The organism is Oceanobacillus jeddahensis (assembly GCF_000750635.1).
Classification (GTDB): domain Bacteria; phylum Bacillota; class Bacilli; order Bacillales; family Amphibacillaceae; genus Oceanobacillus; species Oceanobacillus jeddahense.
Genome location: NZ_CCDM010000003.1, coordinates 569,936 through 584,742 on the forward strand (window position 1 = coordinate 569,936; position 14,807 = coordinate 584,742).

At 37.6% G+C, this 14,807-nt stretch carries 9 protein-coding genes; 2 read left to right on the forward strand and 7 right to left on the reverse strand.

The window, feature by feature from the left end:
* The 7 genes from addA to BN986_RS16105 all read right to left on the reverse strand — a co-directional run bounded on the left by addA (position 1) and on the right by BN986_RS16105 (position 12,271).
* Entirely contained in the window at positions 1-3,717 is a 3,717-nt protein-coding gene (addA, locus tag BN986_RS16070; RefSeq protein ID WP_040981917.1) for a helicase-exonuclease AddAB subunit AddA, read from the reverse strand.
* Positions 3,710-7,207: a helicase-exonuclease AddAB subunit AddB gene (gene addB, locus BN986_RS16075; protein ID WP_040981920.1), complete on the reverse strand. Its 3,498-nt coding sequence runs from the start codon at positions 7,205-7,207 to the stop codon at positions 3,710-3,712. Before addB ends, addA begins: the two co-directional genes overlap by 8 nt.
* Before the next feature lie 605 nt (positions 7,208-7,812).
* Positions 7,813-8,361, reverse strand: a complete 549-nt coding sequence (gene lepB / locus BN986_RS16085) for a signal peptidase I (protein ID WP_040981923.1) — start codon at positions 8,359-8,361, stop codon at positions 7,813-7,815.
* Positions 8,362-8,529: 168 nt separating this feature from the next.
* Positions 8,530-9,171, reverse strand: a complete 642-nt coding sequence (locus tag BN986_RS16090) for a TVP38/TMEM64 family protein (RefSeq protein ID WP_040981924.1) — start codon at positions 9,169-9,171, stop codon at positions 8,530-8,532.
* Between the two features lie 350 nt (positions 9,172-9,521).
* Complete coding sequence (locus BN986_RS16095; RefSeq protein WP_040981925.1) at positions 9,522-9,986, reverse strand: competence protein ComK; 465 nt, start codon at positions 9,984-9,986, stop codon at positions 9,522-9,524.
* A gap of 485 nt (positions 9,987-10,471) precedes the next feature.
* Positions 10,472-11,467: a lipoate--protein ligase gene (locus BN986_RS16100; protein WP_040981926.1), complete on the reverse strand. Its 996-nt coding sequence runs from the start codon at positions 11,465-11,467 to the stop codon at positions 10,472-10,474.
* Positions 11,468-11,542: 75 nt separating this feature from the next.
* On the reverse strand, positions 11,543-12,271 hold the full coding sequence (locus BN986_RS16105; RefSeq protein ID WP_040981927.1) for an MBL fold metallo-hydrolase: 729 nt from the start codon (positions 12,269-12,271) through the stop codon (positions 11,543-11,545).
* A 110-nt stretch (positions 12,272-12,381) separates the two neighbouring features.
* On the opposite strand from BN986_RS16105, the gene yhfH reads away from it, so the two are divergent.
* Entirely contained in the window at positions 12,382-12,513 is a 132-nt protein-coding gene (gene yhfH, locus BN986_RS26305) for a protein YhfH (RefSeq protein WP_074435691.1), read from the forward strand.
* 458 nt (positions 12,514-12,971) lie between these two features.
* Positions 12,972-14,792, forward strand: a complete 1,821-nt coding sequence (pepF, locus tag BN986_RS16110) for an oligoendopeptidase F (RefSeq protein WP_040981928.1) — start codon at positions 12,972-12,974, stop codon at positions 14,790-14,792.
* Positions 14,793-14,807: the final 15 nt, after the last annotated feature.

Genomic DNA, 14,807 nt, shown 5'->3' on the forward strand with positions numbered 1-14,807 from the left:
TTATTCTCCTTTGATAAGTAGCCCTTTTGAAAAGAAATAAAGATACGTTTCCTCGACAGGCTGCTTCCAGATTTCTTCAATTGCATACCGGTAAAGCTCAAGCTGCGTTTTATATCGTTTCTTCAGCTTTTCTTCCAGCTTCTCTGTAATATCCTCTGTAATCATATCTGTTTTATAATCAAGAATAATCCAGCCATTTTCTGCAGGAATAATACAATCAATAACCCCTTGAATCAACACTTTTTCTTTCGAAGTATCCTGCCAATCAGCGTATACCTTTTCTGCCGGCAGCATTAAGCTGAATGGCACTTCTTTGAAGATTTTTTTCTCATCAAAAATTTTTTGGGCAATGGCTGATTCTAAAAACGCAACAATATCGGAAGAGGATATACTATCAGCTTCTGCAGCTGTCATTTTTTCCTCTTGAACTAACTTTTCAATAAACTCCTCTACCTCTTCTTTTGTGAGTGGAGCAGTGAAAGGAAGGTGCTGCATCACTGTATGAAGAGCCGTTCCTTTCTCCGCTGGAGTTAATTTCTTTTCCGCCTGCATAAACCTTGGTCTTCTTGTGATTGGACGCATAGAGGACTTAGGAACCATTCTTTCATCACTATAGGTATCCTTTTGTTCCAGCTGACGTTTCAACTCGGTGACGGATTGTTTCGCACGTGAATGTACAGCCTCCTGATACGGATATTGATAGGATAGACGATGATCAACCCAAGCATCTAACTCGTTATCTTCCTGTGCAATCAAATCCCAATTCCTGATTTGACTTTTTAAAGCATCCTGTTTCTCCTGTACCCGATTTTCAAACGATACAATATCTTCACTCAAATAAATGTCCGCCTCCCATTTGGAGGGGTCCATTGTAATATCAGATAAGATATGATCACCTGGTTCTTCTTCCCGCAAAGCTTCTCCGTGAGCATGACGAATAAGAGCGGGGCCAATCCAATCCAGATAGCTCTTTGCTCCAACCCGGAAATAAGCTGGTAACAGCCAGTCAGGATGTTGACCAATCCATGACCATGCTGCTTTTCGCTTCTCTACAGAAGGAACTGTTCCTACCATCAACAGCTTTTCTTCTGCACGTGTTAAGGCAACATATAATAAACGAATTTCCTCTGATAGCTGCTCTCTTCTTATTTTTTCTCTCATAGCGTGATAAAATAAAGTAGAATATTGAATTCGTTTCTCCGGATCAATAAATTTACTAGCAAAACCTAAATCTTTATGCAATAGATACTTCTCATTTAGATCCATCATATTAAATTCTTTCGCAGTTCCACCAAGAATCACAACGGGAAATTCCAAGCCTTTACTTTTATGAATCGTCATTATCCGGACAACATCTTCTTGTTCACTAAGTGCACGCGCCGCCCCTAAATCTTTTTGCTCTTCTTCCATTCTCTCAATAAACCGCAAGAACCGGTATAAACCACGGAAAGAAGTCTCTTCATAGCTTCTCGCCCGGTCATACAGCGCGCGTAAGTTCGCCTGACGCTGCTTTCCTCCAGGGATACCGCCTACAAAATCATAGTAACCTGACTCCCGGTAAATCTGCCAAATTAATTCAGACAGTGCTCCCTGCCGGGCGGAGAGTCTTAAGTTTTCTAACAGCGTCTGGAACTCTTTTAACTGCTCTGTCACGTCATTGTCTTCTTTTTCCATATAAGCTGACAGGGCATCATAAAAGTTTCCATGACGATCTGCTAAACGAATAGCTGCTAAATCATTTTCTTTCAATCCGACAATAGGTGACCGTAATACAGCAGCCAACGGGATATCCTGGCGCGGGTTATCGATGATCTTTAATAAACTAATCATGACTCTAATTTCAATCGCTTCAAAATAACCTGAAGTTAATTCTGCATAGACAGGAATACCTTGTTTTTTTAACTCATCCATAATCACTGGTGCCCATGTCATCGAACGCATTAAAATAACAATATCACGATACATCAAATTTCGATGCTGCCCTTTGTCTTTATCAACTACTTGCATTGGAGAACCGTTCTCTCCCACACCAATCCATTCTTGAATTTTCTTGGCATAGGCACGTGCTTCAATTTGGGCTTTTTCTAAATCTTCTTCGGTCTCTTCTCCTTCGTTAGACTTCTGTCCTTGTGGAGAATCAATCAGCAGTAACTCCGGATCGGAACTGGCGGGAAATTCATCGTACATACGATTACCATAGATCAGCTCAGCGTCTTCATCATAGGCAATATCACCAACCTCTTCATCAAAAAGCTGACGGAATAAATAGTTTGCACCAATCAATACTTCCTCCCTGCTTCGGAAATTCCGATTCAGGTCAATTCGTTCTGCTGGATCATCGTTTGCTGCAAATTGTTTATACTTTTCGATAAATAAGGAAGGCTCGGCATGACGGAATCCATAAATACTTTGCTTCACGTCCCCTACCATAAACATATTTCCGTCATCTTCAGGGTTACGGACTAATTGTAAAATACTCTCCTGAACCAGGTTGGTATCCTGATATTCATCTACCAGTACTTCCTTAAACTGCTTCTGCAGCTGTAAAGCAATTGACGAAGCCTGCATTTTGTTAGCCGCTTGATTTGTTTCTGTTAAAATGTCCAGACAGTAATGCTCCAAATCATTAAAATCAACAATAGCCTGCTCTTTTTTTCGATTTTGAAACTTGTCCATATAGTCTTCTACCATCAAAGTCATTTGTTTCAAAACAGGAGCCATTTCTTGCATATCTTGAATATGAGCATCCAGGCTGCGTACGAACCACTTTTCCTTCATCTTGTCCCATCTGTCTTTGACTTTTTTACGGAAATCTTTTACCTGCTCCCGTTTCTCTGGATTATCGTCTGCTTTTTTTCTGGATAACGCCGCAAACTTGCTATCTTGAACAAATTGGTGCAGCTCATCCCATTGTGATAACTTTTCCGTTGCTGCTTCCAGCATCGCTGTGTCCTTTTCCAAAGCATCCAGATAATGATATGGTCCGTCCGGCTCTCTTGCAACCGCAATTGCCAAAGCATTCTCTTGCTTCATTGCTTTTAATTGATTGGCAATCTCTTTTTTGACTTCCTGTAGCCAAGGGATGGTCTCTTCTGTCCAGGATTGGTCAATATCATAATTCGCAGTCAGCTGGCGCAGCCACTCTTTTGGAGATGGATGTTGAACTGCAAAATTTGCAGTCCTTAAGATTAATTCTTCTACATCTCTATCACTTCTATCATTAGAAAAGCGATTTACTACTTCAAAAAATGTTTCCTGCTCTGTATTTGCATCATCATACCAACCTTCCAGCAGTTCATCCAGAACCTCCCGCTTTATCATATCCATCTCTATATCATCCGCAATTCGAAAAGATGGGTCTAAATCAATCATATAAGCATTTTTCCGGACAATATCTAAACAAAAGGAATGCAGTGTTGAAATAGATGCTTTTTGCAATAAGGAGAGCTGTTTTTTTAAATGAAGTGAGTCAGGTTTATCAACCAGGGCCTTCTCCAATGCAGCTCCAACTCTTGCTCGCATTTCCTGTGCTGCAGCATTCGTAAAGGTAACGACGAGTAATTCATCTATATTAATCGCGTCTTCTTCCTTTAAAAGCTTCTGAATAATGCGCTCTACAAGGACGGCTGTTTTCCCGGATCCAGCTGCTGCAGCTACAAGGATATCCGTACCACTTTGATAAATTGCCTGTTCCTGCTCTTTTGTCCATTTAACCACGGAATTCCCCTCCTTTTAGCCGATCAATCACTTCTTTTTCTTTCATATTCGTTATTTTTCTATAATTATTTCCTTGTAAAGCAGGATCAAACTGGCAAACTGCGTGGAAAGGACAATACGTACATGCTTCAGTATCTTTTTTCAGAAACGGATTGATTTCCACACCCCCTGATGTCATATCCAAACCTGCTTGCTTCAATAATCCATGAATATGATTTTTTAATTGTTCGAATGTATCTTTATCTGCAATTTTCGAATTGCTATTGAATGTACCATCTTTTTTCAGTCCGGCAGGAATAATATTACTAGTTCCCATTTCTAAAGAATCATCCATCATTCTGGCAATTTCTTCATCGGATAAGAGCAGTCCTCTCATTTTATAAGATTTAAAGATTTGCTCCTCAATGTCACTGTCTATTTTCTCTTTATCCAAATTAATCATTGGATTATGCACATGAAAATAAAGGACACCTGCCGGGTTTGCCTGCTGACCTAGCCATTTTTCCGAATGGGTCAATACAACATCTAAATACGTCAGCATCTGCAGGGCCAAACCATAATAAACCTCTAACAGATCTAAAGCACGGGAGCTTGATTTATAGTCAATAATTCGTAAATATAAATCTTGGTGAAGCTGCGCTTTATCAACACGGTCAATTCTTCCGCGCAGCAGTAATTCATAACCATTTTCAAGCGGCAAAATAAGCGGAGGCAATGGACTATCTTTCTCTCCAAAACTGAGTTCTAAACCAACTGGACTAAAATCTGTCTGTCTCGCTTGTTCACTTAATATAAATGCCGCTCTGGCAATGATCTCTTCCAATTTTTGCTGAATAAAGGTATAGCGATTCGAACTGTGCAAGATTTGATGCTGCAGGACGGGAGATAATTTCTGGATGGCCCGATGCGCATAATTAGCTGATGTTTCTTTGGTAAGCTGTTTAAAATCTGTTTTTTCATCCTGAACCCACTCTGTAATTAAACGTAATGCCTCATGAAATAGCTGCCCGATATCTGGTGCATCTAATTTATAAGTCTCTCTCTCTTTCAGATTCAAGCTGTAGCGGGCAAAATGTTGATACGAACATCTATAATAAGATTCTAGGCGGCTTACACTTGCTTTAATCTGTTTTGGGTAAAGTTCTTCGGCTGTTTCTTTGTTTAATTGTTCTGGCTGATTTTTATAAAATAGACCTTGTAATATACGATAAGTCATATGATGCTTTGGTTGATTTTTCACATACCAGTTATAAACAGCAAACCAGGCATTATCAATTTCATAGCCTCGTTGCAACCTAGCAAATTGTGTCGTTAGAGCAGCTCTTGTTTTCGTTTTTGTCGTAATAAACCTCGTTGTATCAGCAGTATCTTCTACATCTTGGAATAATAAATGTTCCTGACAAACGGGGAATAAATCCTCTATTCTATGAACAACCTGAGAAGGAACCTTTGCTTTCCCTTCCTCATCACTAATTGGATAACTAATCATTAATTTGTCTTTAGCTACTGTTAAGGATAAATAAATATAAAACCAATCATCAAGTAGCTGTCGTTTTCCATTATCAGCTAGCTTCAAGCCATTTTGCTCTAGCAAATCTCTTTCTTCATCATCAATCATCCCGTCAACTTGTGGTTTCATTGGCCATACCCCTTCATTTACGCCGAGTAAAAAGGCACAGCGGACATCTGACATCCGGGACCTATCAATCGTTCCCACTAATACATGATCCATAGTCGGTGGAACATGTGAGAATTCAAGCGCTTCAACACCAGCATTTATTGACGCGTTAAAGGTTGCCATATCTAGTTCTTCGTCACCAGCCACCTCCACCATTTCATCGATTAATTGAATCACTGCATCCCAAACTTGCTGTTGCTCTCTTCCTCTTTCAGGAAGACCTTGCTCATCAAAGGATACTCGCATTTCCTCTAGTCTTTCAGGCACGCCAAGGGATTCAAGCCAAATAAAGATGGCTTCACAGCGATCTTTTACACTGGTGGCATTTCGAAAGCTTTCATCAAAAGAACGAAGCGCACTCGTTATTTGATCACGATAACGATTAATTTTTTCTTGCATCTTCCTTTCAAAGTTTGTCTGTGCAGCCTGATCAAAGCCGCGAAAACGTTGATATTTCCATGGTTTATCCGTTAACCATTGCTTCCGATAACGAATACCGTATTCTATCGTATAGTTCTCTAATTGATCAATCGCATCACTGGTCAATGGAAATTCCTCATCACGGGCAGGTATAAACCCTGTTTTTAAAACACGGAAAATCGCATCCGATCTCCAGCCATTCTCAATTGCTTCCAGCATGGAGCGAATCAGTTCAATTAATGGGTGATGCAGCATCGAACGCTTCTGATCAATAAAAACAGGAATACCATAATCGCCAAAAATTGTTTGGATTAAATCGTCATATACATCCGATTGTCTTACTAGAATGGAAATATCTCGGTAGCGGTACCCCTCATCTCTAACAAGCGAAAGGATTTCTCCAGCTACACCGTCTACTTCTGCACGAGGATGTACTGCTTCAGCTATTTGAATAGGAGCATCCTCTTTGTATTCCGGTGAAGGACGAACATCAAAATTTTGTTCTAAATGGGCAAAATAAGCACGATCTTTAAACTGATCATTTGCCAGATTTAAATAAACTGGCTGGTCTAAAGAAATACCACTATCTTCTGCAACAGCCACTAATTGATGATATGTCTGATTCGTCTGATAAAAAATATCCAGCTCTTCTAAATTCTCCGTATTAGCAGGATCTAAGGTCAAGCCAATATAAACGTTGGCACATTTTTTCATTAATTCCACAATTACCGATATTTCCTGCGGTGTAAAACGGTGGAAACCATCGATATAAATATGAGCTCCCTCCAGCATCTGAGCATGGGGAATTTTTTCTTTTAAAATTTGTAATCTGTCCTCATTATCCATATAAGTATGCTGCAGTTGTTTCAGAAGCTGCTCATAAATATAAGTAAAGTCATCTAATTTCCGGACCAGGCCGATTTCCGATGGAGATTGATGGACAAACTTATTAAATTGATCTTGCTGCATACGAAGAGCCTCAGGCGTAATCTCATATCTCTTAAATTCCTGAATAACAGATTCTAACTGAGACAAGAATCCTTGCTTTTTAATTGCTTTTTGAAATGCCATCCAATCGCCATTTTTTTCAGCAATAATTTTCCGAAGCATCATTTGTGTTCCAATCGAACTGATAAAAGGCTTTAACCCTCCTCCAGTTTCTTGTAAAATACGCCATGCAAGCCGTGAAAAACTAGTCACTTGTGCTCTAATGCTTCCACTTAAATGCTCCCGGCTAAATAAAGATGTTTCCAGTTGAAAGGTCATTTGATCCGGAACAATATAAAAAATAGCTGGACCTATTGGTTTCTTTTGTAAACGATTCTCTATGTCATTCATCATCCATTCACTTTTATTTGTACCGGCTCTGCCGAGAATAAATCGCACTGTCAATCTGATGCACGCTCCTTTTTATTGATATATGTATTCTATTAAAACGAAACTTCATTCAGTGGAAGTTTTCGACGCACAGCTCTTTACGATGGGGCGAGTAATCTCACCCCCAGTCCCAGGATGTCGCGAACTTAGTTTGCTGCTTTTTTCCACTGAATTAGCCTGAGTGATTCAGGGCCAGCGCCCGCCTAAATAAATGTATTCGCCCTCTTTATTTGGAGACGGGAGTTTTACGGGCGGTTCTCCGTAAAACGTTATTAAACTAACGATCTGGATTGTAGTGATTTCATGAATTTCCTTAAGTTTATATTCTATGCCGATTGAAAAAATGCATGAAGCCTCCCTAAAAGCGTAATGAGAGGCGCTAATACGTTTGACCTGGAATGGTCCGTCCAAAAAAAACTCCTACCTTTATTTTATCAAAGATAGAAGCTTGTTCCTAATAATAGTAATTTATCTCTGTTCTACTGTCAGTGTAAACCCGATTAATTCCACTAAATTTTAGTTGAAGAGGCAGAAAAAGCTAAGATGAAATGAAGTTTCATTCTGTGTCTCCATCCGTTTCAAAATGGTTTAACTATGATTACCAAGACTTTTCACTGATATTAACGTGGCTGCTTAAATAATTGTTTTATTGGCCAATACGTAATGTCAACCTTGCCAACCACTTCCTCAACTGGAATGAAGCCAATAGATCTGCTGTCCAAACTGTCTACACGATTATCTCCTAATACAAACAGCTCACCTTCAGGCACTGTTTTTTCGTCAGTTACTTGAAGAAGCGTAAAGTCTTCTGTAAAGGGATTTGCTTCCACGTTTTCTTTTTCTTCCTGCAGGAAATCTTCAGAAATGTATTCCCCATTCACATATAATTGATCATCTTTGTACTCGATGGTTTCTCCCGGAAGCCCGACAACACGTTTCACATAATCATTTTCTTCTGATGCATGGAATACAATTACATCGAAGCGGTGAATATTTGAAATATCACTCGTAAATGTATTAACCATCATTAAATTACCATCATAAAGTGTTGGTTCCATAGATTTTCCATTAACAACATAGTTTTCAAATAAAGATGTACGAACAATAAAAAACACAGCGATTAACAGAACAGCTACAACTGATACTCTTACATAGTTATATTTTTTCACTGTTATTCTTCCTTCGCTTTAGTTTATTATTAATATCATACCCCAAAGCAAAGGGTTTTAATCTTTCATCCGTGTAATGACAGGATTTGTGCATCTTTTAATCATAAATATATGTGTACTTCTTAAATGGTTAACTGCTATTAACAGAAGAATATTTTACTTTTTCTCCTATGCTGTAGGATGCTTATCTACTTTTTTATGCAGTCTTTTCTCTAAGTATTTGCCGAACACCCAAAAGATGATAATACCTATACCAACTAAAATTGTCCGCACTGGTTTTTGGGCAAATTCCATGATACTAGAACCGATATAAGAAATAGAGAAAATCATTACGGTTTTCCCTAACAACACTGCTAATATAAATGGATAGATACTGATTTTTGACAGACCTGCTACTACATTAATAACAGAAGATGGAGAAAATGGAAAACATAATAACAAAAATAAAGGTCCAAACCCATGTTTTTCTACCCAATTCGTGATCTTTGACACTTGTTTGTTATGTCTAATCCGTTTTACTAACCTTGTATTACTTAAACGACGTATAAAAAGAAATACAAGAACAGCACCTAAACAGGCACCGAGCCACGAGTATAAAAAACCTTCAAATAATCCATAAGCAGCCGCGTTTCCCAGTACAAATACGATGAGCGGCAAAAATGGTAAGAATGCTTCAAAAAAAGGCAGAGCAATACCAGGCAATGGCCCAAGTCCCTCATATTGTTCTAACAGCTGGCGGATAAATTCCTCCCAGCCCTCTTCTCTTAAAAATGCTTGCCAATTTGAAAATGTAATATTCATTACGTACATGTGGTCAGTCTCCCTCAAAATTCCAACAATCTTATGATGATTATATGCTACTGCAGATTTTTTGAAAAGTATAAACTTCTCCAGTAAATAAAACTCAAACTATCACTAGGGCATCTTTTATATTTGAAATAAATAGAGAAGTTTTCTCCATCATATTCTTAGATAATATGATGATTTTATACAGCAGCTAATTTATAAACCGATTTTAATCTAGGTAGTAGTATGAATTTTTGTTTGCGGTATTTTTGGAAGGAAATGAGAAGAAAGAAGGTAAGGTTCAAATTTAATCAATTTGTTTTAGGGTCTTTTTGTTTCCTTTGAATACCCTTACAACTCAACGTTTATTTCTCTTAAAATGGCTTTCCTCGTTCATCCATAAGATAACGGATTTGAGCTGTCCGCTGTATTTGATTAACAATAATACCGTGAGAAACATCTAAACTGATCGTTCGCCCATTTTTAAATAAAATCTCTGTGGATGTATTATCTATTTTTCTTGAATTATCAATATGGGCGTGTGATATCCAAGAACAGCTCTCGAGAGTTGGGGACTTAGTTGGAAAGAAATACATTCTATTTCTTGGATCAACTGGTATGGGAACCTTATGGGTAATACCCGAAACACTTTTAATTCCATTTTGTCTGCCTTTCAAATCAGAACCAAAATAGGTACATGCATATTCAATAATTTTTGTCGGTTTTTCTTCTAATAGATATTCTGCATCATCTTCTAAAACGCGAGTAACAAGTTGTTCATTTTCATCTAATTCAGATAATATTGCCATTGTATAAGGCGTTATTTCCCGGATTTTCATTACATAATACCTCCTTAATCCCTAGTGATATGTGTGAGTTTAGAATTATTATACCATCTAAATAAGAAAAAAGATATATTAATTTTAAAAATTTTGTATTATTTTAAAAATCAAAGAAATCCACTTTATAAAATGCAAGCATTAATACCTACTAACGAAAATTAATATTCGTTCGATCTTTAATAACATAAGGATACGCCAACTTTGATGTTACTAAAAAAGTTTCATAGGTAATGGTTTGTGGTGCCTGGAAAAACTATGCCGGATCCTCATATGTAAAAAACCTTCATTCTGTGTAGCATGTTAACACTACGCAGAATGAAGGTTGATGATATAGCTTCATTATTTATCACGGAGAAAAGCAGCAAACTAAATTCGCGACATCCTGGGACTGGGAATGAGATTACACCCGCCCCATCGTAAAGAGCTGTGCGTCGAAAACTCCCGCTGAATGAAGTTTCGTTATATAGGAGGTTTATAAAAAATTAGTAAAGCAGCTCTAAAAATTCTTCTTTAGAAATTCTTCCTAAGTAATGTGAAACATCTACTTGGCCAACAGCTTCTTTAATAGCATCGCGATGATGACGAATACCTGTTAGTGCATCTTCTAACTCTTTTACATTACCTAATCCAAAGAAATCACCATAGATGATGCAGTTCTCGATAATTCCTTTTTTCACATCTAAACGTACATCTACAAGTCCGCCCGGAAACTTCTTAGATTCCTGATAGTTAAATGAAGGAGATTTTCCATAGTTCCATTCCCATTGCTGGTAACGATTTTTAGAAATCTCATGGATTTTTTCCCAATCTTCATCCGTCAACACATATTGCGGTACATCTTTAACATCTTCTACATCAAAAATATAACGTAATATTAATTCCTTAAATTCATCCATAGACAATGGTTTGTCTAAATACTCAGCGATATTTGCTACACGACTGCGGATGGATTTAATCCCTTTGGATTCAATTTTAATTTGTTTCACCTTTAATGCTTTTGTTAATTCTTCTAATTGGGAATCCAGCATTAAAGTCCCATGACTAAACATACGTCCACGGGTAGAGAACATCGCGTTACCAGAGATTTTTCTTCCTTCAACAGCTAAATCATTTCTTCCTTGTAATTCAACGGGTACACCTATATTATTTAACGCATCAACCACCGGCTGTGTAAACTTAGCAAAGTTTTGAAAACTGTTACCATCATCCTTGGTGATAAAACTGAAATTCAAATTCTGTTCATCATGGTAAACTGCCCCTCCACCTGAAAGGCGACGAACAACTTTAATTCCTTGTTCATCTACATAATCCGTATTAATTTCTTCAATCGTATTTTGGTTTCGCCCAATAATAATGGAAGGACTGTTCACATAAAACAATAAATATGTATCTTTCTCACCAAAATTTTCTAGAATATACTCTTCAATAGCCAGATTAATTTGAGGGTCTGTAATCCCCTTGTTATCGATAAATTTCAACTTAATTCCTCCCTTATTTTCACTAGTTTTATTCTAACGCATAAATAATCGCAAATCAAAATATCTACCCGCAACTTATTTCCATACGTAACCCTCTTCTGCTAGTACAATAGGACCTGTATAAATTTGTTTTGCTTCCTCTCTCAACTGTTCTAGTACACCGAATTGTGGTAAATGACTAAGTATCAACTGTCTTACATTAGCAGCTTTTGCAATGCTGCCAACTTCTTCGCTATTCATATGCCCGGCAGCTGTTCCGTCCTGTCCTTTAAAATAATTACAGTCTGTTATCATGACATCCGCGTCCTCAGCAAATGGGATCCAAGCCTCTGTATAACTGCTGTCAGCTGTATATACAATTGTTTTATCACCATCTGTAATACGCATTCCAAAACAAGGAACCGGATGCTCTGTTCTTAAAAAAGTGATTTCAAAGGGGCCTGCTTTTAATCTTTCATCCGGATTATAGGCTACACCTTCTGTATATTGATGTGACAAGGATGCATAGCCTTCCTCATCTTCTGTATGACCGTATATTTTCAACTTTTTTTCATTGTTATGAACATAATAATCAATTAGTTTGGCATATTGTAATACACCAATATCAGCGACATGATCATGGTGATAATGTGATAAAATCACTGCATCTATTTCTGGTACAGAAATGAAATTTTGCAGCTTGGATAATGCTCCGCTCCCCATATCCAGCACCAATTTATAATTGTCTTTTTCTAATAAATAACTGGAAGTGGCGCCATCTCTATTAGGATATCCACCCCAGAACCCAATTACAGTTAATTTCATAATAAACATCTCCTTCATTTTTCAAAAAATTGTATCAATACAGTATTGACATTAACACCCTGTTATAGTACAATACTTTTAAATCAATTAAATCATTAGGAGGAATCGAAATGACTGGAATTATCGAATTTTTTAAAAATCTGCCAAAGAAGAAATGTGCAAAATGTGGAAATGCAATGGTACACGAAAAAGCTGACTGTTATGGTAACATTTGTGATGATTGTGATTATCCAGGGCGTTAATATTACCCGCAAATCAAATAATTTGAATGGCTGTAATTATCGCTCTGTTTAATAAATATGAGTTCCCATAAGTTATAATCCTTCTCCTGAATAGCCAGTAATATGGCTATTCCTTTTTTTGTGTCCGAACAATTGAAACGTATGTAGACGCTTGTCCAAAGTCTATACCATACAGATTTGATTTAATTAACACAGCAGACCTTCATTGAATAGATCCCTTCTAATTTTTAAAAACACGATGCTTCATCACTTACAGGATGCCAACAATTAGTCCATTCATTGTTTCCCAATTAAAATACTGCTTTAAAAATATTTTCTGCTCGCTGAACAAACAAAAATCCTATAATTTTTTCCTCTGCTGTACTATAATTAATTAGGTAGTCGAATTAATTGATGAAGTATTACTATACCATTATTTTCTTTTATCGATAGTAATATTTCAAGTATTTAAAGGAGGAATGAGTGTGTCAGAGACAAACAGGCAATATCGAAAAGACGTTCCAATTGAACAGACATGGGATTTAACAGATCTTTTTCCAGACAAAGAAAGCTGGGAAAAAGCATTGAAGGAAATTGTTGAGGAAGTGGATCAAATCACAGCTTTTAAAGGAAAAATTTCTGAAAATGCAAACACTTTATTGGAGGCTATACAAACTGCAGAGGCTTATCAGCAGAAGGTTATCCATGTCGCTGTTTACGCAAATTTATTAGTTAGTGCAGATGGAAGCGATCCGGCTAACCAGGGTGCGGCAGCAAAAAGCAGTTCTGCGCTTGCAACCATCAGTTCGAAGCTTTCCTTTTTTGAAACAGAGCTTCTCGAGCTTACCTCATCTGATATAGAACAATTTATCAAAGATGAACCTAAGCTTGAAACATATCGTAAGTATTTATTGGATATTCTTGAGAAAAAAGATCATATCCTTTCCCCTGAGCTGGAAGAAGCTTTATCTGCATTAGGTGAGGTTTTAGACGCTCCGTATAGTATTTTTTCTCGCAGCAAGCAGTCCGATATGCAATTCGAATCGGTTGTAGACGGCCAAGGAAATACCAAGCCGATGAGTGAACCATTATACGAAGAAAGCTATGAATATTCTGAGGATACTGCGTTGAGAAGAAATGCATATGACGCTTTTGTAAATACATTGGAGCAATATAAAAATACGTATGCAGCAACCTATGCTACGGAGATTACCAAACAAGTACAGCTTTCAAAATTAAGAAAATATGATTCTGTTACAGACATGCTTTTAGCACCACAGCAAGTAACAACAGAAATGTATCATAATCAATTAGATGTTATCCAAGAAAAATTAGCACCGCATATGCAGAAATATGCGAAATTACTAAAAGAAAAACTTGGTTTAGACGAATTACGTTTTTGTGATTTAAAAGCTCCTTTGGATCCGTCGTTTAATCCAAGTACATCCTATGAAGAATCTTCCGGAACCATTTTAAATGCTCTCGATATTATGGGGCCGGAGTATGTAGAAGGAATGAAAAAAGCATTATCAAACCGGTGGGTGGACCGTGCTGAAAATGTTGGAAAAGCAAGCGGTGCATTCTGTTCCAGCCCTTATGGAGCGCATCCGTATATTCTTGTCACCTGGGCTGATAAAATGCGTAACGCTTTTATTTTAGCACATGAATTAGGACATGCCGGTCATTTCTATTTAGCCGGTAAGAATCAAACATTATTTAATACCCGTCCGTCAACTTATTTTATTGAAGCACCTTCCACTTTAAATGAATTATTGCTCGCTGATCATTTAATGGAGAAAAATAAAGATAACCCACGGATGAAACGATGGATTATCACCCAGTTATTAGGAACATATTATCATAATTTTGTTACCCACCTGTTAGAAGGCGCCTTCCAACGTAAAGTTTATGATCTAGCTGAAGAAGGTATCCCTTTAACTGCGGATGTTTTATGTAAAGAAAAACGCAATGTATTAGAATCTTTCTGGGGAGATACCGTTACATTTGATGATGGAGCTGGATTAACATGGATGCGGCAGCCACATTACTATATGGGCCTATATCCGTATACGTACTCTGCCGGTTTAACAGTTTCTACCACGATGGCTAAACGAATTCGGGAAGAAGGACAGCCGGCTGTTCAAGACTGGTTAAACGTACTAAAATCCGGCGGTACCAAGCAGCCGCTTGATTTAATTAAAGACGCGGGCATTGATATGTCCAATCCAAAAAATATCGAGACAGCTGTTGATTATGTCGGCTCTTTAATCGACGAATTAGCAGAGAGTTATTCGGAATAATAAAAAGTAAAAGCC